Raw genomic sequence first — 18,377 nt, forward strand, 5'->3', positions numbered from 1 at the left:
AGGGAGGATTTAGAATTGGAAGTAGATAAAATCTTGTCCACCGTCTCCAAAAATTCCCAGTAATAACAAGATGACTACTGATAGAAAAGGAAGCAGGATATTTTGGTAAGGTTTTAATTTTTCATACACAAAGTTGGAATGTTGGAACCAGTTAAACATGAGTCCCAAGGCAATGAAAGTAGGAAGTTCATCGACGCGACTTAAGGTTTCTCCGGTATTTCGAAATGTCAAAACACCTTTAAAAATTTCAAAGGCTACATTCATCGATTCTTCACCTCTTGCCGCAGCTCGGAAAAAAACACCGGAAAAGGAAAAGGTGATAAAGATCACTACCGTACGTATGATTCCTACAAAAGGAATGGAATCGGGTAAAAATTTCTTTTTCCCTCTGCCCAGGTACAAGGACCTTTCAATCCAAATGAGCGCCCCTAAATAGGCTCCCCAAAAAACAAAGGCCCAATTGGCACCATGCCAAAGTCCACCAAGGCACATCGTGATGAAAGAGTTTACGTTGGAGCGAAAAATGGTACCTTTACTTCCACCCAGTGGGATATAAATATAATCTCTTAACCAAGAAGACAATGTGATATGCCATCTAGACCAAAGTTCGCGGAAGGATTGGGAAAAAAATGGTCCTTGGAAGTTTTCGGGAATTTCGTATCCTAATAAGTTGGCAGAACCCCGGGCCATATCGGTGTATCCAGAAAAGTCACAATACACTTGTACGGCGAAAGCAAGCACACTAAAAAAGATAGAGAAACTATCAAATTTAGCCGGATCCATATAAATAGGAGAAATGATTGGTGCTATATTTTCTGCAATGATTACCTTTTTGAAAAGACCACCGATGATCAGAAATAATCCTTTTTTCATTCGGTCTGAATCAATTGTGGGATGATCTAACTGCGGAAGGAAATCCTGAGACCGCATGATGGGACCTGCAATCAACTGTGGGAAAAACAAAATGAATAAAAAATAATCCAAAGCGGACATTCTTTTTTCGATGATCCCCCGATGGATATCCACTTGCACCGCAATGATCTGAAAGGTATAAAAACTAATGGCGAGAGGTAAAAATATACTCCAAGAACCTGCGATTTCTTTAAAAGATGGATAACCAGTTAAGGAAAATAAGGAACCAGTGATAAAGTAAAAGTATTTAAAAAAGCCTAAATTGACTAGGTTTAAAGCGACTATGCTAAATAGCAGATGGTTGTATTTTTCACCTTTGTCTTTTTTGCGAAAGATCCATTCGCTAAACCCATAATTGACTAAAATAACGAGTAAAAAATGAAACAAAAATGGAAAACTGAAATAAGCGTAGAAAATTAAGGAAGAGATAACCAGTAATGGTTTTCTTCCTTTTTGTGGAATATTCCAGTAAATTAAATACGTGAAAGCAAAAAGTAATAAATAAGGAATAGAGTTAAATAACATTGATTAGTTGGCCTTGAAAATTATAGTTCCCAAAGATAAAGGAATTTCGCGTTGTTTCCAATTCCTAAGATTCTATCAGCAATGCCTAATGAAAAAGGATTTTTGTTTCCTTCTGTAGCTTGGTAGATGTTATCTACTCGGCCTTTTCCTCTTTGGTAAGTGATGACACGAGGATTGCCTGAACGATTCCCTTGGAATTTTGGGTGTTGCATCATTTGGTAAACAAAATCATCAAAGTATCCGATGAAATCAATCATCCCTTCTTTTTTGGCTTGTTCAGCAGTGAATATTCTTCCGTCGCAAATTTCTCGCAGGCGCGTTTCTCCAACATTGGGTCTTCCTTTTTTTACAATGTCAAAAAATCGACCATATAAACTATCTATGATGGATTGAAGGATTTTTCTTTGTTCCGCAGTCATTTCTGTCGTCGGAGAACCAAGTGCTTTGTTTGGACCAGAAGTAAAAGATTGGTCTTTCACTCCAATTTTATCCAAACCTTCTTTTACATTGATCCCAGACATGATGACTCCCACTGAACCTGTAACAGTTGTTGGGTGAGCTCCAATGGCATCGGTTGCCATTGCAATGTAGTAGGCACCACTTGCTGCCGTATCCATAAATCCTGCAAATACGGGAATGGATTTTCTATTTTTAAATTTCAATACTTCTTGGTAGATAATGTCACTGGCAGTGACCGTTCCGCCAGGTGAGTTGATTTTTAAAATCACACCTTTTACGTCAGGATCTCGTTCCGCGTATTTTAAGGATTCTTTGACTCGAGCGACCATCGATTCTGTGGGTGGACCAAAAAAGGAATCTTTGGATTCATCAGAAATCATTCCTTCAATGGAGATGATGACGATTTTTTCTTGATCCCTTCCGGCAATGAGTTTCTCTTCGAAATCAGCCTTGCCACTTTGCGGTAACAGGTTCATAGTGTTCCCAATGAGACAAGATTCGGCAAAAAGAACCGAAAGCAGAACGACACAAACGAAAAGAAAAGACTTTCTAAAAGGCATACAAACCTTTCTAAGATCGCAAACTATGACTTCAATCATTTTTGGGAGATAAATCTTGTATCAATTGAAAACAAAACGGTCTTGTTTTGAAATCCACCCGACGGGTGGTGGCCAATGGCTCAGTTTATCTCTCCAATCGCCAGTGGATGGGAAATCTGTTTCTGTCGTTTCTGGTCATAAGGCCCCAGACCCATTTTTTGCTTCCGGTTCCTTTTTGATGTTCCCTTGGGTCAATCGGTTGGAACCAAACCCCTGGGCTAGGGAACCATTTTATCCGAGTACCCATTGGCTGACAGATGGGAATGGAATTCCCTTACATGGACTTTTCCACAACCTTCCAAGACAATTAGTCAAAGAGGAGATAAGCGAAAAAGAATCCTACGCCGAGTTTGCAATAGAAATTCCCGCCTCTTGGAAAGGAACATTGATTTCGAAAATCCATGTAAAAGAATGTTACAGGCTTTTTCCCTCAGAGTTAAAAGTCATTTATCGATTAACCAACGAATCCGATTCCGAATTTCCTTTTGCATTGGGAATCCATCCTTATTTTCGTTGGAACGAAGATGAATCTATCGATGATCTTTTTTTATTTGGTTCTGGTTTTTATAAAGTAAAACTGGGCGATTATCTTTTACCAGAAAAAATCCAGAAAGAAGATATCCTACTGAACGCAGAGGAAACGCTTGCGGGAAAAAATTTAGATGATCTTTATTTTGCCATTGAGGGAACCAATTCCTATATCGGGCTTTTTTCTATGAATAAAAAAGAAAAACTCATCATTCAAGGTGGTGAATTTTATCAAGTGTATACTCCACAAGATCGACGATCTATAGCAATAGAACCTATGACGGGAACAGGGAATTTTTTACACTTCCCTGGTGGTAATCCTAAAACCATTTCACCTAAAACGGAAAAACAGATAGAATTCTCCATTCGTTTGGATCATTTTTAAAAAAATACAATCTCTTTATCGAACAAACTGTCTAACACCAGAGAGGTTAGATAAAAAATGTCAGATGCACTAGTGAATACATGCAAACAAATCAGTAAAAATCTGTTAGAGATTAAATATTTCGCTGAAAAGAAAAACACTAGCCGAACCTCTGTTTACCGAGCATTACAAGATAAAAAAATCAATGAAGTTGTTATTGGTAAAAACTCACGTTTTATCATCTTGGATGATTTTGCGAAGAAGTGGAAACCGGGTAGACAGTCCTAAATTCTAATTCTTTTTCAAAAAGATGATCCTCTTTCCATAAGGATGGAGTAGGTGAGATGGTAAAATTCCAAATTTCCGATGGGATTTGTGTTCTTATGGATTCAGGTAAAGTAGAATCAAATCCCCAGTAGGATAACAGATATTCGTCGGTACTTTTTTCGAGTAAATAACCGAGAAATGTATAAAAAACTTTTCCTAAACTTTCGTCCGAATGTTTGTCACGTGTTTTAATATACACTTCTGCAAACTTTGGGTAAGGGGGTTTAAATTCTTTTTTTGTCAGGCGGTAGTGAATGGTTTTTAGATACCCTGTTCGAAAGTAGAGTTTTTTATCTCCTTCAAAAGAAAGGGGTGAAGCATTTGGGAAAAGATTTGGTTCTAGATCCAGATCCATTCGTAATTTAATGTATCCTAAGTGAAACCATATTAAGGATACGGGTGAGTTCCAAATTTGTTTCCATTGGATCCAGATAGAGTTTGGTTTGGTCTTTATTTTTTGAGAAAAAAGTTCGTTTCGTATTTTTTTTGTTAGGTTGTCTTTTTTGTATTCGAAAAAATGTTTTGGAAAAAACCAATCATATAAACTTTCCCAAAACCCAAGGCTTAATATTGATTCTAATTCTAATCTAGAGTGACCCAAGGGCAGAGGTTCTGTTTTCCAATCCAAAACCACTGCCGGACGCAAAAAAGAAAACCCCCTAGTTTCCCAATCGAAACAAATCTGTTTTAAATCTCTCTCTGTCATAGGGAGATGTTCTAAAGAAATAGAGGCATTCAGTGTTTTTGGGAATTTCCGCATTTTTTATACCATTCGGTCGATCTATGATAACAAGATGAATGATTTAGCCTTTGAGAATCAAAGTTTTTTATGGGGGAATGAAGCAGGCCCGATCCGGATCCTTTCCGAGTATCTGCACCCTAAAGCAGAATTCCAAGAACATGGAATCACAGACACTATAGTTGTTTTTGGATCTGCAAGAATCCCTTCGCCGGAATCACAAAAAAAGAATCCACCTTCCCCGTTAGATGCATTTAGTCATTATTATGAAGAAGCTCGCGAATTTTCCAGGCTGATTACGGAATGGGCTGATGTTTTAAAACGGGAAATTCCCGATCGAAATTTGCATATCTGTACGGGTGGGGGACCTGGAATCATGGAGGCGGGAAATCGTGGTGCCAAAGAAGCAGGTTCTAAATCCGTGGCTCTTAACATTGTCCTTCCCCACGAACAACAACCCAATCCGTATGTAAATCCTGAGCTAACCTTCGAGTTTCATTACTTTTTTATGCGAAAACTTTGGTTTATGAAAACCTGTCGTGGGATGATAGCTTTTCCTGGTGGCTTTGGAACCTTCGATGAATTATTCGAAACATTAACTCTCGTCCAAACTGGAAAAAAAAGTAGGATCCCCATCCTTTTATACGGATCAAAGTTTTGGTCAGAAGTTATCAATTTCAAAAAATTAGCAGAAATGAGACTCATTGCCGAGGAAGACTTACAGCTTTTTGGGTTTGCGGACAGTCCTGTGGAAGCACTCCGATTCTTTCAGGAAAAGATTCGTTTCGAATTGACCCATTCTGAGGGTACAAAAACATAGCGAAACAAGGTAATAATTATGGCTAGAACATGTGTAGTAACCGGAAAAGGAACAACGGCAGGGAACAACGTATCCCATTCTCATAAAAAGAACCGCCGTATCTGGAAGGTGAATGTAATCACAAAGAAAATCTTTTTGGAAGACGAGAACCGCTGGGTTCGCGTTAAGATTTCTACACGTGCTTTGAGAACTCTTCGTAAAAAAGGTTTGAAAGTGGCGATTAAGGACCACGGCGGCGATATCTCTGCCATCACTCCCAAAAAATACGTTGGAATTACTCCCAAAGCGCAACCAGCAGCTTAATTTTTCTAATTTGCTTCTGGATTGAAACAATCCAAAAAAACACCTAAAGTCACCGATGTCTACCGTCTCTTGGAGGCGGAGTTCGGTGTCGTAGAAACTCCCCTACATTTTTCAAAACCTTATGAGTTGGCCATTGCTGTCATTTTAAGTGCACAGTGTACGGATGAACGTGTGAATCAAGTCACACCGGAACTCTTTCGCAGTTTTCCTACTCTTGAATCTTTCGCAAAAGCTCCGCTTTCAGCCATTGAAAAAAAAATTTTTTCCACAGGGTTTTATAAAAATAAAGCAAAAAGCATCCAAGGTTTTGCCAGGATGATTCTTTCTGAATTTGGTGGCGAAATTCCAAGGACAATGGAGGAGGCCATCAAACTTCCTGGGTTCGGAAGAAAAACGGCCAATGTCGTACTTGCAGAAATTTATGGCGTTGTAGAAGGATTTGTTGTAGATACCCATGTAAAACGACTCACCAAACGGTTGGGTTTTACAAAAAAAACCGATCCCGTACAAATTGAACGGGAGATGATGAAAATGACTCCTAAGGAGATTTGCCGAAACCTATCTCTTTACCTAATATTTCTCGGTCGTAAATACTGCCAGGCTCGCCGGACATTTTGTTCGGATTGTCCGCTTTCTTCACTATGTCCTTCGTTTTCGGAGTAGGTTTTTCCAATCCTTCTTCCGCTTCCGATTCTTTTCTTTGTTTCCAAGAACGATTTCTGTCTGTTAAATTTATGGATTCTAATTTATAATCCAAACGAATTAAGTTTCGTTTCCGGAAAAATAAATTCAACGTGCCGAGTCTTCCATAGTCTTTTGGACATTCGATTTGATGTACATTGGACAAATAACGAAATTTTGCGAGGGGTTTTCCTTCCACTAAAAGGAAAAGAGGAAGTTCTGGGTGGTTTTGCCAAGGCAGGAGCGGAATTTTTGTCTCATCGTCAGCACTAACATAAACAATCCAACCATCGTAGTCTTCGATATTTTTGACTTCAATGAGTTCTTGGATAGAACCTAAACCAAGTTTTACGGGACCGTGATTCATTTCTTTTGGTTTTCCGAGGGTAAATCCGTCAAAAGGAAATTCGAGTGGTTTGTCTTTGGGACTAAAAGGATACAACATGTACCCTTTCCCACGTTTTAAATCCAGATCCATTTTTTCTTTTTCTACAAATCCAAGCAGGGAACCAAGGCCTCCGCGACCTTCTTCATCCATTTTTGTGAAGAGTTCCTTTCCACAATGGAAAAAGATCCTAAGTGGCCTATCTTCTAAACTTGGGTGTGCCTTTACTGTAGTCACCAGAAGAAAAATTCCAAATGTAATCGAAGATACTGGGAAACGATCAAGAAAAGAAAGACGGATATTCATAAATTAAGACCTTGGTTCTAAGAACGGAAGAAATCCAATCAGAATGAACCAAAAAACCTTTTATCTGTCTAAACTAAGGGCAGAAAGGATGTCATGAACTTCTTAAAAAACCTAGTCCTCTACGCTAAAATGGTCAAATTTTCTCACACACTCTTTGCCTTACCCTTTGCAGGGATCAGTTTTCTCCTCGCCTATCTGGAATCCACTTTGGATACGGGAGATTTACTTAGAATCGGAGCTCTTGTTCTTGTTTGTATGGTAAGCGCTCGCAGTGCTGCAATGGGTTTCAATCGTTATGTGGATTCCGAAATTGATGAGAAGAATCCTCGCACCCAAAACAGGGAAATTCCTTCAGGAAAAATCTCAAAACTTTCAGCTCTTCTTTTCATTGGGCTTTCTTCTTTTATTTTTATATTTGCGAGTTTTTTCGTAAATAAACTGGCCTTCCTTCTTTCCTTCCCAGCTCTTTTTGTTTTATTTCTATATTCACTGACAAAACGTTTTACTCTTTTTTGTCATTTAGTCTTAGGTTTTGCCATTTCACTGGCACCACTTGGGGCTTGGATTGCAATTACTGAAACAATCAATATTGTACCGATTTTGTTTTCATTCGGTTTGTTATTTCATATTTCCGCATTTGATGTGTTATATGCTATTCAAGATATGGATTTTGATGCCAAAGAAAATCTTCATAGTATCCCGGCCAAACTAGGAGAAAAAAAATCTCGGATCATCGCAATCATATTGCATACCTTGTCTTTTGTGTTTTTTATTTTGGCTGGAATCAATGCTGGCTTAGGGTTTATGTATTTTTTTATTCTTTCTGTGATTGGAATTTTAATTCTGTATGAACACAAAATTTCCTTCCAATACAAAGGAAAAGATTTGCCTCTCATTTTCTTCCAAATCAATTCTTGGATCAGTGTGGTTTTATTCCTCGCCATTTTATTTGATAAGTGGAACGAATTTTTATTAAAGATTTCTTCTGGAATTAGTTTTTAATGAAACTAGTTGTTGGACTTGCGGGAGCTAGTGGTAGTATTTATGCGGCCCGGTTTCTTCGTGCGCTCTATGAATTAGAAGGGGAAACTTACATCACAGCAAGTCCTGCGGCAATACGGATTTTTTCCGAAGAGTATGATACTAAGGTTACGTCTTGCGAAGAAATTCTTTCTTTTGTGGAAACAAAATGGAAACCACAAACCAAACATAAGTTTCATGTTCGTAATTTTTTTGATATTGGATCCGATATCGCTAGTGGTTCGAATACTTGGGATGGGATGGTAGTGATTCCTTGTAGTATGAAAACAGTGGCTTCGATGTCAGCGGGTCTTACTGAAAACTTAATTGAAAGAGCAGCCGATGTTTCACTAAAAGAACGAAGAAGGCTCATCGTAGTTCCGAGAGAAACTCCCTACAACCGCATTCACCTTAAAAATCTTCTGGCTCTAGATGAGGCTGGTGCCATCATCCTACCCGCATCTCCAGGATTTTATCAAATGCCAAAAACATTAGATGACTTAGGAGATTTTATTGCAGGGAGGATCCTGAATCTTCTTGGGATAGGCCAAACACTGTTTCCTAAGTGGATGGGGTAAAGTTCCGAAAGTAAGCCGTTGGTTTCCCATTGTCACCTAAACAAACGTAGGTGATATCACTCTCAATCACAGCTGACATTTTTCCTGTTTGTGGGTTGTTCGTGATGGCTAAAGTCCGGGAAGTGACGGAAGATTTTCCGTATTTTACGATTTTTCCATAGATTTGTATGATGTCTCCTGCCCGAGCGGGGGAGCGAAATACCACATTGTCCATACTCATCGTGACAATATTGGTATAACGAATTTTATTCATCACATACATTGCCATCCCTTCATCGATCCAGGAGAGCATTTTCCCCCCAAAAAGATTGTTATGGTAGTTCAAATCGTCTGGTTGGACCAGGTGTTGGGTGACCAGTTCCATATCTTGGAGTTTGTTCTGAATCGTATCGACCATAAATACCAAAAAATATGTTTTCGATTTATTCGATACCAAAAACCCTAGAGAAAAGATTTCCGACCTATGCACTCCTATTCTCACAAAAATATTTTAGACACCCTCCAATTCTCTAAAGAGGACTTAAACTTCCTCATTGAAAAAACACAAAAGATGAATCTACTTCAGGAATCAGGGAAAGCCTTCGGAATTCTGAATGGAAAACTTCTCGCTTCCCTTTTTTTTGAAGCAAGTACTCGGACTCGGCTCTCCTTCGAAGCGGCGATGGAAAGGCTCGGAGGGAGACTGATTTCGACTGTGGGCTTTCAATTTTCTTCTATTTCAAAGGGTGAAACTCTCTACGATACCATGAAGATGATTGAGGCTTATGTGGACATCGCAGTCATCCGTCATCCAGTTGAGGGATCTTCTCGGATTGCAGCGGGTGCTGTGAATATTCCTGTCATCAATGCAGGAGATGGGGCAGGCCAACACCCGACCCAAGCTCTTCTCGATTTATACACCATTGTATCTGAAAAAGGAAAGATTGATGGTTTGAACATTGCGTTTATCGGGGATTTGAAATACGGTCGTACCATCCACTCTCTCATCAATCTCCTCAGACATTACCCAGTTCACTTGTATCTCATCAGTCCAGAAGAACTAAGACTTCCCGAAAAATACAAAAAGAACTTAGAAGGTTTTCCTATGACTTGGGAAGAAACCACCGACATCAAAGCATTTTGGGATGCAGATGTTGCTTACGTGACAAGGATCCAAGAAGAACGTTTCCCTGACCACAGGGAATATGAAAAATTAAAAGATATCTACAAAGTGAACAAGGAATTGGTTCTTGCTTCTAAAAAAGACACAACCATTCTTCATCCACTTCCTAGAGTTAATGAACTTTCTACTGACATAGATGATCTACCAAATGCAGCTTACTTTCGTCAGGCGAAGTATGGTGTGGTAGTTAGAATGGCATTACTTTGTCTCAGTCTTGGAGTGGAATTTGACTAAAAAGATTTGGACTTTAGCGGAAGCAAGAGAAGTCCTACCGCTCGTGCGAGACATTACTAGAGAATACTATTTAAGAGCCAGTGTTCTTGCTGATGATGTTCGAAACAAAATGTTGCCAGAAAATGTTTTAGAATCGAAAGAAGATGAAATTAGTGAAATTGTAAAACATTGGACAAACGAAATTCTGGCAATGCATATTGATGTCAAAGGTTTGTGGTTAGTCGACTTTGATCATGGCAGTGGGTTCTATTGTTGGACCTGGGGCGAAGAAGATGTGTTATATGAACATGGTTATCATGAAGGATTTAGATCGAGAAAACTCATAGAGGAAAATAAAGAAGAAGATGACTCAGATAAATGAAAACTATTTAAAATTGAAAGCAGGATATTTATTCCCTGAAATCGGAAGAAGGGTAAAGGCTTATTCAGAAGCCAACGAAAGTGCAAAGATCATTCGCCTTGGGATTGGGGATGTGACGCTTCCTTTGGCTCCTACGATTGTGAATGCGATGGTGGAAGCAGCCAAGGAAATGGGAAGTTCTGCGGGCTTTCATGGATATGGTCCCGAACAAGGATATTCCTTTCTCATCCAAAAAATCATCTCTCATGACTATACCGCTCGTGGAGTTCAAATTGCAGAAGATGAAGTTTTTGTTTCTGACGGATCCAAATGTGACTGCGGTAACATCCAAGAAATCTTTTCTTTAGATAGTAAAATCGCCGTGGTGGATCCTGTGTATCCGGTTTATGTGGATACAAACGTGATGGCAGGTCGGACGGGAGAAGTGGGTGCAGATGGTAGATATGCGAATATCATTTATATGCCTGCCACTGAAGAAAACAATTTTGAGCCAGACTTCCCAAAAGAAAAACCAGACATCATTTACCTTTGTTATCCAAATAACCCTACCGGAATGGTGGCAACTAAGGCGCGTCTCTCGGAATGGGTAAACTTTGCCAAAAAGATAGGAAGTATCATTCTTTATGATTCGGCTTACGAATCCTTCATCCAAGATCCAGAAATTCCGAAATCCATTTATGAAATTTCTGGTGCCAAAGAAGTTGCTATGGAATTTCGTTCGTTTTCCAAAACGGCCGGTTTTACGGGAACACGTTGTGCCTACCTTGTGATTCCAAAAGACCTAAAAGGAAAAACTAAATCGGGTGAAGAAATCAGTTTCAATTCCCTTTGGAACCGTCGCCACACAACCAAGTTTAATGGAGTGTCTTATGTGACACAAAAAGGGGCGGAGGCAGTGTTTTCCGCACAGGGCCAAGTAGAGATCAAAGAACAAATTTCCTACTATATGCAAAACGCAAAGCTCATTCGAGAAGGTTTGGCGAAAGCAGGATATACCGTATTCGGTGGTACCAATGCTCCTTACATTTGGCTAAAAACCCCTCGCGGACTAAAATCTTGGGAATTTTTTGACGAACTACTGGGAAAGGCCCAAGTGGTGGGAACCCCAGGTTCGGGATTTGGTCCGGCGGGAGAAGGGTATTTTCGACTTTCTGCCTTCGGAAAGCGGGAAGATGTGATTTCTGCGATCGAACGAATCCAAAAAATGTAAAATTTAGTCCTGGTTTTTCCCGTAGCTCCGATATATAAAACAAGGTAGAGCTATGGGAAAATGGAAATTCATCCTCTTTTTTGCAATGGTTGTGGGTCATATCTCACATATCAGTGCAGTATCTCCAGAACAGACCAATCTGGGGATTTTAATCTTTGAAAACAAAGAAAACTTAAATTTTATCAACGTTGCTCTCAGCAATTTGGCTCCTTCGCAAGAGGAGACACAAAGTCCGGCACAACCAGGAGCTGAAACTCCCCAAGCGGATCCTTCCAAAAAGAATTTGGACTTTGATTATTTCAAACTTCTGAAGGCAGCCAACCAATCTGATTTTAGCGGGAACATGTGGTACTTGCAAAGTAACTACGTATATGGATTTCGCCAACTCCGCCAAGCCCAAGGGGAACTAAAAAATATTTTTGAAATCGTTCTTCAAAAGTATATCGAAGATGCAAGAGCACTTCTTGAAGCGGCAGCTCCTACCATCATTCGTTCCAATGACAATAACGCCAAAGCATTGTTACGTCTTGGTTTTCGTGACCTTCGTTCTTCGGAGGACCTTTACACTACTGGTCTCAATTCCAGCCCACACCAATACCGATACAAACTCACCCTTTATAAAGAGGGGATCCTTACTTTACGCCGTGCGAAACGTTTTGCTATTCTTGCGATGATCTATAGCAAAACTCCTGATGAGGATAAACCTGAGTACCAATATAGATCGAATGAAGATCTAAAAGAGGCTCGTAATGAAGAAAAACAACGTAACTACGAAAAGGTGAGAGATACCATCATCAATTTTGTGGAAAACAAACGTATGGAACGAACTGTTGTTCCTCCAGGAAATCCAGATGCGAAACCTTTGGATTTATTGGAACAACATGATGATAACTATGGTTTTATCACCTCTAAAAAGTTGGATCTCCTTATGGAAGCCAATGCACAAATCAAAGAGACGGAAGGTGCAAGACGAGAGTCAGTTCCTCCGACTCCAAAGTTTGATGAAAACGGAAAAGCCATCTACCCAGAAGAAAAGAAAAAATAATATGAAGTGGATTTCCAGTGTTATCATCTTAAGTTTTACTTTGGGTATTGTGGCAAAAACCACAATGTCCTATAGAGAACGTAAAAAACAATTAGATGGAAAAATAGCACTGGTTCTTGATATCAAAGAACAATTGAAGTTGGAACCAGAAACGGGAAAAACTTCCATTGAAACCATTCGTTCCCAAGTAGAGGAAACTTACCGCGCAGGCAACCGCATAGAGATGGAAAAAACCCTTACTCTTGCTGAAGGGGAACTCATCATCACACAACGCAAACTTTGTTTCCCTATGGAAGAATCGGCAAATGGACTTTACCAAAAAGCTATGGGCGATTGGATTCTTCTCGAAGGAGAAGACAAAAGCGGTGCCAAATCAATCGAATGGGATACCAAAGAAAAAATTCAAAGGTATTTAATGATGGCAAAAAGCGAAAAAGACCACGCAAAAGAATACTTTTTGTCAGGTAATTACCAACTTTCACTCCATACATACAAACGTTCGCTAGTTTACAGTCTTATGTCTTTACGATCGCAAAAAGCAGAAATCCCCGAAGAATACCAAACCGCAGATACTGTTTGGGTCCAACCCATATGGATGGGCCTCCATAAACAAAAGCAAAACACGATTCAAGAAAACTAAAAATTTCGATTTTCACTGATACCAAATCCGAAAGAATGACTGCTTAGTGAAGTTCGAATCACTTTATCGTCATTTTTTGCTGACCAAGGCGACCCATCTACCCGTGATATCGGATGAGGGTGAATTACTTGGTCTACTTTCCAAAGATCGTGTCCATCGAGAATTGTCCGATTTAGGAAGAGAACGAGAAGAACTAGACGAAATCCCTTTAGAGATATTAGAAACCGAACTTCATGAAAATCTGATTTTATATTTCAAAGAATCTACGTTGATTCCTGTCATCGGCCTTGATGGCGAAAAAAAAGACAATTGGGACAAACCAAGGTTCCTTGCCGCCTTTTCAAAATTAGACTCCGTAAACAACCGAGACCCAAAACTCGAAGAAATTGAATCCAAACTCGAAAAGAAAAAAGAAAACGCCGATTCTGTGCAGTGGTTTATGGAATTGATTTTGTCCCATTTCCCCGATGGACTTCTTGCGACTGATGTTGGTGGCTCTACTGTTTTTTATAATGAAACGTTTGAAAATGATATTCTCACCAAATCTTTGTTTCGTGATTCATTGCAATTGGCTGAAAAATACCTTCACAATCTTAATAGGGAAGTTCTAGCCACTTATCTAAAAGATCATGATTTGACTTTGGGTAAGGATGCAGACACAAGTGTATTACATACAAACATCACAGACCTTCGTGCAAACCTACGTATCATCACTTTAAAAAAAGAGAAAAAGGTCGTTGGTTTTTTATACCATTTTTCGCCATCTAGTTTTGCTAATCCTTCTGGAGCTGGAAATTCTGAATTCCCGAATATGGATGAGGCATTTGTATCCAAACTTCCTCTCGAAACAGTTTTGGAAGAAATGGAAGCGCATTATATACATAAGTCGCTAAAAAGAAATTCCAATAATATATCGCACACGGCGACAGAGCTTGGTGTTCCGAGAACTACTTTACAAAATAGAATCCGTTTTTTAAAACTCGCGGAACGTTTTCAAAATGAAGCCAAAGTAAAAACGGTAATTCCTCGAAAACGCTCTGAAAAACCAGCTGAAAAACCCAAAAAAAATACGGAAAAACGAGAGACGCCTCCTTCTAAAAAGGCCAAAACCATTCAAAAACCTGTGAAATCTGCAAAACAAGCGATTAAAGGTAAAAAACAGAGCCCAAAACCGGTACAAGCGAGAAAAAAGGCAAAAAAAAGACGTTGACGAAAACACTTGGAAAAACAATTTTTTCATTACCGTTTGAGAAAACACCTCCGCACTTCGCTGTTTCCCTTGCATACATAACTTGCACAAATGGTTTCCCGATTTTAATCAAATACTCTAACAAATCAATGTAGAACAATCTATGGCATCACGCAAACAAGAAGAAATCCAAGTTAACCCTCCTGAAGAACCAACAGAATATACCAACGGCATCATGGACCAAGACGATGCATCCGAACCACCGAAACAATTTAAGAAAAAAAAGAGTCGTTACGAAGGCCCGATTCCTCCTCCACTTGATTTAGTCGAACTCAAGAAAAAAAACATCAACGAACTGGCTGACCTTGCAAAAGGTTTAGGAGTAGAAAACACTCATGGTTTGAAAAAACAAAATTTGATGTTTGCTCTTCTCCAAGCACAAACCGAAAAAGACGGACAAGTGCATGCTGCAGGAGTTATGGAAAGACTTCCCGATGGATATGGTTTCCTTCGGTCACCTGACTACAATTATGTGCCAGGTCCAGATGATATTTATGTTTCCCCTTCCCAAATCAAATTATTTGGTCTTCGCACTGGTGATACTGTCACAGGTCTTATCAGACCACCGAAGGAAGCAGAAAGATTTTTTGCGATGTTACGTGTGGAATCCATTAACGGATTTCCTGTGGAAGTTGCCCAAAAAAGAAATTTATTCGATAACCTAACACCTCTTTACCCTAATGAAAGAATCAATATGGAGTTTGATCCAAGTCATTTGGATACTCGCGTGATTGACCTTATGTGTCCGATTGGAAAAGGACAAAGGGCACTCATTGTTGCCCCTCCTAGAACTGGTAAAACGGTTCTTATGCAATCCATTGCTAATGCCATCACTCGTAACCACCCAGAAATTTTTCTAATCGTCCTTCTGATTGATGAACGTCCAGAGGAAGTAACGGATATGGCTCGCCATGTAAAAGGTGAGGTGGTGAGTTCCACATTTGATGAACCAGCTCAACGCCACGTGCAAGTGGCTGAGATGGTCATCGAAAAAGCAAAACGACTTGTGGAACATGGAAAGGATGTGGTCATTCTACTCGACTCGATCACAAGACTTGCCCGGGCATACAACCAGGTGGTTCCTACATCAGGAAAGATTCTTTCTGGTGGTGTGGACTCCAATGCCCTCCACAAACCAAAACGTTTCTTTGGAGCGGCAAGGAATATCGAAGAAGGTGGGTCACTTACCATCATCGCAACCGCCCTTATTGACACGGGTTCCCGAATGGACGAGGTGATTTTTGAGGAATTTAAGGGAACGGGAAATATGGAAATCCATTTGGATCGAAAACTCGCAGACAAACGAATTTTCCCAGCCATCGACATCAACCGATCTGGAACCAGGAAGGAAGAGCTTCTCCTGCCGCAGGATACCCTCACTCGAGTCTTTATCCTTCGAAAAGTACTTTCTCCTATGAGTATCACCGAAAGTATGGAACTATTGATTGAAAAAATGCGTGGCGCGAAGACAAACGACCAATTCCTCGCCAGCATGAATACGAACTAAAAGGGCCACCATGAAAACTGACATACATCCAAAATACGTTTCTGCAAAAATTAAATGCGCTTGTGGTACAGTGATCGATACAAGATCCACTGCAGGGGATATCAGTGTGGAAATTTGTTCCAACTGTCATCCATTCTTTACTGGTAAATCCAAATTAGTGGATACAACCGGTCGCGTAGACAAGTTCAAGAAAAAATACAAAATGAAGTAAGAGGCTTTGGCCTCAGATCCGTCTAACTAATAACGGGGGAACAACTCATGGCAGTAATGGACTTTGCTCGCTACAAAGAAATCAACGACCAAAGAATGAATTACCGTGAGATGGAAGACGCCACTGTCGTCTCCTATTACCGTAACACGGGTTGCGGGGACGGATACCGCATTTATTTAAAGTTAAACGACAATCAAATTGTGGAAGACGCAAGTTACACCACAACAGGTTGCGGGTTTGGAATTGTTGCTCTTGCGATGGCAACTGAGTATGCAAAAGGCAAATCTTTAACCGAACTTAAAAATCTTACTCCTGAAACATTAGAAACGCTTTTTGAATTTCCCGAACGAAGGAAAAATTATCCTGAGTCTGCAGTAGCTGCTCTCAAAAAAGCAGTGGAAGACTATGAGTCTGGGCAAGGTGTTCCCAAAGAAAACCGAATCACAAAAGCACAAACTATGGAACTTCTTCATAAACAAGGACATTTGAGGGAAGCTAAGTTATCCAGTGTTATGTTGGAGAAAGAAAAATTGGACGGTGTCGATTTTTCAGGTGCCGACCTACACAATGCTTTCCTTCAAAATTCTAGTTTTGTGGGAGCCAACTTTCAGGGCGCCAATCTTAAAGCTTCTTTTTTTAATGGAGCTGATTTAAGGAATGCTAATTTTCGCGGAGCTGATTTGCGTTTTGCAAAACTTGCTTCAGCAAAAATTGAGGGTGCTGATTTTACGGATGCCATTTACGACATTGGAACCCGAGTGGATCACAGCCAAATGTTCATCTTCGATGTAATGAAAAAAGCAGGGAAAGATTTGTATCTGAAAACAGAGGATGGGGAATGAAGCCAGGCGATAAGGCAAAACTCACCAAACAAACATTCCTGCACCAAGGGATTTTTATTTTTACTGGTTCTACAGTTGAAATCAAAGAAGTCCAATCCGACAAAGTGATCGTAGTTTATAACGACAAAGAAGGATATCCTCACGATTTAGAAATGAATCTGACCGATTTGTCCCCGCTTTCATAAATCCGATTTTCTTGACACAAATCCTAAGAATCGTAACGTATTGTTAATCCAACTATGTTGATTCAAAGCCACCGTCAGGAAAATCACCTTCTTCTATCGATCCAAAGGGATGTCTTGATGGAAAACTCACGTGAGTTTTACCAAGAATTTGAAAAGGCTATTGAAAGCAAAAATTTCGGAAAATTGACAATGGATTTTCATTCCGTAAAGTTTTTGGACTCCAGCGGAATTGGTGCTGTGATTAAAGCTTCTTCTGCCTTACACAATCGGGGTGTGGAAATCTTTGTCACCAATCTGAACAAAAATCTAAACTCAGTATTTCGTCTTTCTGGACTCAATCACATTCTTTCCATTTTGACGTTGGATGAATACCTTTCTAAATTTCCGGAGTTTCAAAAAACTCTAGAGGCATAAGCGTAATGAAACTCTATCGAATTTTCTCTCTACTCATTCTATCCATTACTTTGAATTCCTGTGCTACAGGTGTAAAGTCCAGATCTTTGCTTTTTCGCAGTAATGAGTTTGCAATCTATACTGTGGCCCGCGACAAAATCAATTTAAAGTCAGAAACTTCTGTGGCAAAAACTTTTGCTCATCCAGTGGAAATCACAGAAGATAAGGTTTTAGATTTACTTGGAAATATTCGGTTTCGTGAAGAAAGTTCTTATGGAGATGTAAACCGATACGTATTCGAGGAAAAAGAAATCAAAGAATTTGCTATGGATCTTGTTGATGGTTTGCAAAAATTAAAATCTGACCAAATTCTTTTAGTGATTTCTAAATACAATCCTGTTCGGTCCGTAGTTTCTCATTATTCCAGAACTGGTTTTTATATTTGGTCTACAGATACTTCAATCGAAATTCTTTTTGGAGAACTTCAAAAAGAAATTTCTTATGATGAACAAGGGAACTATTTTGATTGGTCGAATATCCCGGATATTCCTTTTGAACATTTCCCGCAGTCCACATACATTTTACAAGGTCCAGGGTTTTCCTTTAAAAAGGTATCTGGTTTTCGCAATAAACATTGGTTAGTTTTTGATAAGGCTGATTTAGCAAAATTAAAATTTGAGAAACGCAAGAAAACTACCGTTCCAGAGGTGACAAACTCTGTGGATGCAGATCTTAAACCAGAGAAAAAAATCTCACGAGATGAGGAAGAAGGGATTATCAACGTAGATTAAT

At 39.5% G+C, this 18,377-nt stretch carries 22 protein-coding genes; 18 read left to right on the plus strand and 4 right to left on the minus strand.

From position 1 onward, the window contains the following. Window positions 1–9: 9 nt before the first annotated feature. Together ND811_RS14860 and sppA are read right to left on the minus strand one after the other, a co-directional pair. The gene (locus ND811_RS14860) at window positions 10–1,437 is read right to left on the minus strand and encodes an MBOAT family O-acyltransferase (protein WP_265352718.1); all 1,428 of its coding nucleotides are present in this window, start codon (window positions 1,435–1,437) and stop codon (window positions 10–12) included. A 20-nt stretch (window positions 1,438–1,457) separates the two neighbouring features. After that, window positions 1,458–2,456, minus strand: coding sequence for a signal peptide peptidase SppA (sppA, locus tag ND811_RS14865; protein ID WP_407658908.1), 999 nt, complete (start codon window positions 2,454–2,456; stop codon window positions 1,458–1,460). A gap of 55 nt (window positions 2,457–2,511) precedes the next feature. On the opposite strand from sppA, the gene ND811_RS14870 reads away from it, so the two are divergent. Further along, complete coding sequence (locus ND811_RS14870) at window positions 2,512–3,408, plus strand: aldose 1-epimerase (RefSeq protein WP_265352716.1); 897 nt, start codon at window positions 2,512–2,514, stop codon at window positions 3,406–3,408. Between the two features lie 217 nt (window positions 3,409–3,625). Here the strand turns inward: ND811_RS14870 and ND811_RS14875 are convergent, their stop codons facing one another. Continuing rightward, complete coding sequence (locus ND811_RS14875) at window positions 3,626–4,474, minus strand: hypothetical protein (protein ID WP_265352715.1); 849 nt, start codon at window positions 4,472–4,474, stop codon at window positions 3,626–3,628. Window positions 4,475–4,508: 34 nt separating this feature from the next. Here ND811_RS14875 and ND811_RS14880 point away from each other — a divergent pair, with 34 nt between their 5' ends. The 5 genes from ND811_RS14880 (at window position 4,509) to ND811_RS14900 (ending at window position 8,546) form a co-directional block, all read left to right on the plus strand. Then, window positions 4,509–5,273, plus strand: coding sequence for an LOG family protein (locus ND811_RS14880; RefSeq protein ID WP_265352714.1), 765 nt, complete (start codon window positions 4,509–4,511; stop codon window positions 5,271–5,273). Window positions 5,274–5,291: 18 nt separating this feature from the next. Then, window positions 5,292–5,576 (plus strand): 50S ribosomal protein L28, encoded by a 285-nt coding sequence (rpmB, locus tag ND811_RS14885; RefSeq protein ID WP_002973139.1) that lies wholly within the window; start codon window positions 5,292–5,294, stop codon window positions 5,574–5,576. A gap of 21 nt (window positions 5,577–5,597) precedes the next feature. Further along, complete coding sequence (locus ND811_RS14890; RefSeq protein ID WP_265352713.1) at window positions 5,598–6,239, plus strand: endonuclease III domain-containing protein; 642 nt, start codon at window positions 5,598–5,600, stop codon at window positions 6,237–6,239. An 802-nt stretch (window positions 6,240–7,041) separates the two neighbouring features. Further along, entirely contained in the window at window positions 7,042–7,950 is a 909-nt protein-coding gene (locus ND811_RS14895; protein WP_265352712.1) for a UbiA-like polyprenyltransferase, read from the plus strand. Continuing rightward, window positions 7,950–8,546, plus strand: coding sequence for a UbiX family flavin prenyltransferase (locus ND811_RS14900; protein WP_265352711.1), 597 nt, complete (start codon window positions 7,950–7,952; stop codon window positions 8,544–8,546). The genes ND811_RS14895 and ND811_RS14900 overlap by 1 nt, the downstream gene beginning before the upstream one ends. Here ND811_RS14900 and ND811_RS14905 read toward each other — a convergent pair. Further along, window positions 8,530–8,943, minus strand: a complete 414-nt coding sequence (locus ND811_RS14905) for an acyl-CoA thioesterase (RefSeq protein ID WP_265352710.1) — start codon at window positions 8,941–8,943, stop codon at window positions 8,530–8,532. The genes ND811_RS14900 and ND811_RS14905 overlap by 17 nt on opposite strands. A 66-nt stretch (window positions 8,944–9,009) precedes the next feature. Here ND811_RS14905 and pyrB point away from each other — a divergent pair, with 66 nt between their 5' ends. The 12 genes from pyrB to ND811_RS14965 all read left to right on the plus strand — a co-directional run bounded on the left by pyrB (window position 9,010) and on the right by ND811_RS14965 (window position 18,376). Next, window positions 9,010–9,942: an aspartate carbamoyltransferase gene (gene pyrB / locus ND811_RS14910; protein WP_265352709.1), complete on the plus strand. Its 933-nt coding sequence runs from the start codon at window positions 9,010–9,012 to the stop codon at window positions 9,940–9,942. After that, window positions 9,935–10,303, plus strand: coding sequence for a DUF2203 domain-containing protein (locus ND811_RS14915; protein WP_265352708.1), 369 nt, complete (start codon window positions 9,935–9,937; stop codon window positions 10,301–10,303). The genes pyrB and ND811_RS14915 overlap by 8 nt, the downstream gene beginning before the upstream one ends. Continuing rightward, window positions 10,287–11,513, plus strand: coding sequence for an LL-diaminopimelate aminotransferase (locus ND811_RS14920; protein ID WP_265352707.1), 1,227 nt, complete (start codon window positions 10,287–10,289; stop codon window positions 11,511–11,513). Before ND811_RS14915 ends, ND811_RS14920 begins: the two co-directional genes overlap by 17 nt. A 52-nt stretch (window positions 11,514–11,565) precedes the next feature. Beyond that, window positions 11,566–12,558: an adhesin OmpL37 family surface protein gene (locus ND811_RS14925; protein WP_265352706.1), complete on the plus strand. Its 993-nt coding sequence runs from the start codon at window positions 11,566–11,568 to the stop codon at window positions 12,556–12,558. Between the two features lies 1 nt (window position 12,559). Beyond that, a complete protein-coding gene (locus ND811_RS14930) occupies window positions 12,560–13,198 on the plus strand; it encodes a hypothetical protein (protein WP_265352705.1) in 639 nt (212 codons plus the stop codon). 46 nt (window positions 13,199–13,244) lie between these two features. After that, on the plus strand, window positions 13,245–14,408 hold the full coding sequence (locus ND811_RS14935) for a helix-turn-helix domain-containing protein (RefSeq protein ID WP_265352704.1): 1,164 nt from the start codon (window positions 13,245–13,247) through the stop codon (window positions 14,406–14,408). A gap of 142 nt (window positions 14,409–14,550) precedes the next feature. Beyond that, window positions 14,551–15,954 carry a transcription termination factor Rho gene (gene rho / locus ND811_RS14940; RefSeq protein WP_100726389.1) on the plus strand — a complete coding sequence of 468 codons (1,404 nt, stop codon included), beginning with the start codon at window positions 14,551–14,553 and terminating at the stop codon, window positions 15,952–15,954. Window positions 15,955–15,964: 10 nt separating this feature from the next. Beyond that, window positions 15,965–16,165: a 50S ribosomal protein L31 gene (gene rpmE, locus ND811_RS14945; protein ID WP_100791481.1), complete on the plus strand. Its 201-nt coding sequence runs from the start codon at window positions 15,965–15,967 to the stop codon at window positions 16,163–16,165. 47 nt (window positions 16,166–16,212) lie between these two features. Next, window positions 16,213–17,007: a pentapeptide repeat-containing protein gene (locus tag ND811_RS14950; protein ID WP_265352703.1), complete on the plus strand. Its 795-nt coding sequence runs from the start codon at window positions 16,213–16,215 to the stop codon at window positions 17,005–17,007. Beyond that, window positions 17,004–17,192 carry a hypothetical protein gene (locus ND811_RS14955; protein WP_265352702.1) on the plus strand — a complete coding sequence of 63 codons (189 nt, stop codon included), beginning with the start codon at window positions 17,004–17,006 and terminating at the stop codon, window positions 17,190–17,192. The genes ND811_RS14950 and ND811_RS14955 overlap by 4 nt, the downstream gene beginning before the upstream one ends. Window positions 17,193–17,246: 54 nt before the next feature. Next, window positions 17,247–17,606 carry an STAS domain-containing protein gene (locus tag ND811_RS14960; protein ID WP_135570684.1) on the plus strand — a complete coding sequence of 120 codons (360 nt, stop codon included), beginning with the start codon at window positions 17,247–17,249 and terminating at the stop codon, window positions 17,604–17,606. A gap of 5 nt (window positions 17,607–17,611) precedes the next feature. Then, complete coding sequence (locus tag ND811_RS14965) at window positions 17,612–18,376, plus strand: LA_1326/LA_4305 family lipoprotein (protein WP_265352701.1); 765 nt, start codon at window positions 17,612–17,614, stop codon at window positions 18,374–18,376. The last annotated feature ends 1 nt before the right edge of the window (window position 18,377 follow it).

The organism is Leptospira soteropolitanensis, from assembly GCF_026151655.1.
Lineage (GTDB): Bacteria > Spirochaetota > Leptospiria > Leptospirales > Leptospiraceae > Leptospira_A > Leptospira_A soteropolitanensis.

Bases quoted from the DNA above. Each gene is read 5' to 3' on its own strand.
- ND811_RS14860 (WP_265352718.1), bottom strand. From the start codon at position 1,437: ATGTTATTTAACTCTATTCCTTATTTATTACTTTTTGCTTTCACGTAT.
- sppA (WP_407658908.1), bottom strand. From the start codon at position 2,456: ATGCCTTTTAGAAAGTCTTTTCTTTTCGTTTGTGTCGTTCTGCTTTCG.
- ND811_RS14875 (WP_265352715.1), bottom strand. From the start codon at position 4,474: ATGCGGAAATTCCCAAAAACACTGAATGCCTCTATTTCTTTAGAACAT.
- ND811_RS14880 (WP_265352714.1), top strand. From the start codon at position 4,509: ATGAATGATTTAGCCTTTGAGAATCAAAGTTTTTTATGGGGGAATGAA.
- rpmB (WP_002973139.1), top strand. From the start codon at position 5,292: ATGGCTAGAACATGTGTAGTAACCGGAAAAGGAACAACGGCAGGGAAC.
- ND811_RS14895 (WP_265352712.1), top strand. From the start codon at position 7,042: ATGAACTTCTTAAAAAACCTAGTCCTCTACGCTAAAATGGTCAAATTT.
- ND811_RS14900 (WP_265352711.1), top strand. From the start codon at position 7,950: ATGAAACTAGTTGTTGGACTTGCGGGAGCTAGTGGTAGTATTTATGCG.
- ND811_RS14905 (WP_265352710.1), bottom strand. From the start codon at position 8,943: ATGGTCGATACGATTCAGAACAAACTCCAAGATATGGAACTGGTCACC.
- pyrB (WP_265352709.1), top strand. From the start codon at position 9,010: ATGCACTCCTATTCTCACAAAAATATTTTAGACACCCTCCAATTCTCT.
- ND811_RS14920 (WP_265352707.1), top strand. From the start codon at position 10,287: ATGACTCAGATAAATGAAAACTATTTAAAATTGAAAGCAGGATATTTA.
- ND811_RS14925 (WP_265352706.1), top strand. From the start codon at position 11,566: ATGGGAAAATGGAAATTCATCCTCTTTTTTGCAATGGTTGTGGGTCAT.
- ND811_RS14930 (WP_265352705.1), top strand. From the start codon at position 12,560: ATGAAGTGGATTTCCAGTGTTATCATCTTAAGTTTTACTTTGGGTATT.
- rho (WP_100726389.1), top strand. From the start codon at position 14,551: ATGGCATCACGCAAACAAGAAGAAATCCAAGTTAACCCTCCTGAAGAA.
- rpmE (WP_100791481.1), top strand. From the start codon at position 15,965: ATGAAAACTGACATACATCCAAAATACGTTTCTGCAAAAATTAAATGC.
- ND811_RS14950 (WP_265352703.1), top strand. From the start codon at position 16,213: ATGGCAGTAATGGACTTTGCTCGCTACAAAGAAATCAACGACCAAAGA.
- ND811_RS14955 (WP_265352702.1), top strand. From the start codon at position 17,004: ATGAAGCCAGGCGATAAGGCAAAACTCACCAAACAAACATTCCTGCAC.
- ND811_RS14960 (WP_135570684.1), top strand. From the start codon at position 17,247: ATGTTGATTCAAAGCCACCGTCAGGAAAATCACCTTCTTCTATCGATC.
- ND811_RS14965 (WP_265352701.1), top strand. From the start codon at position 17,612: ATGAAACTCTATCGAATTTTCTCTCTACTCATTCTATCCATTACTTTG.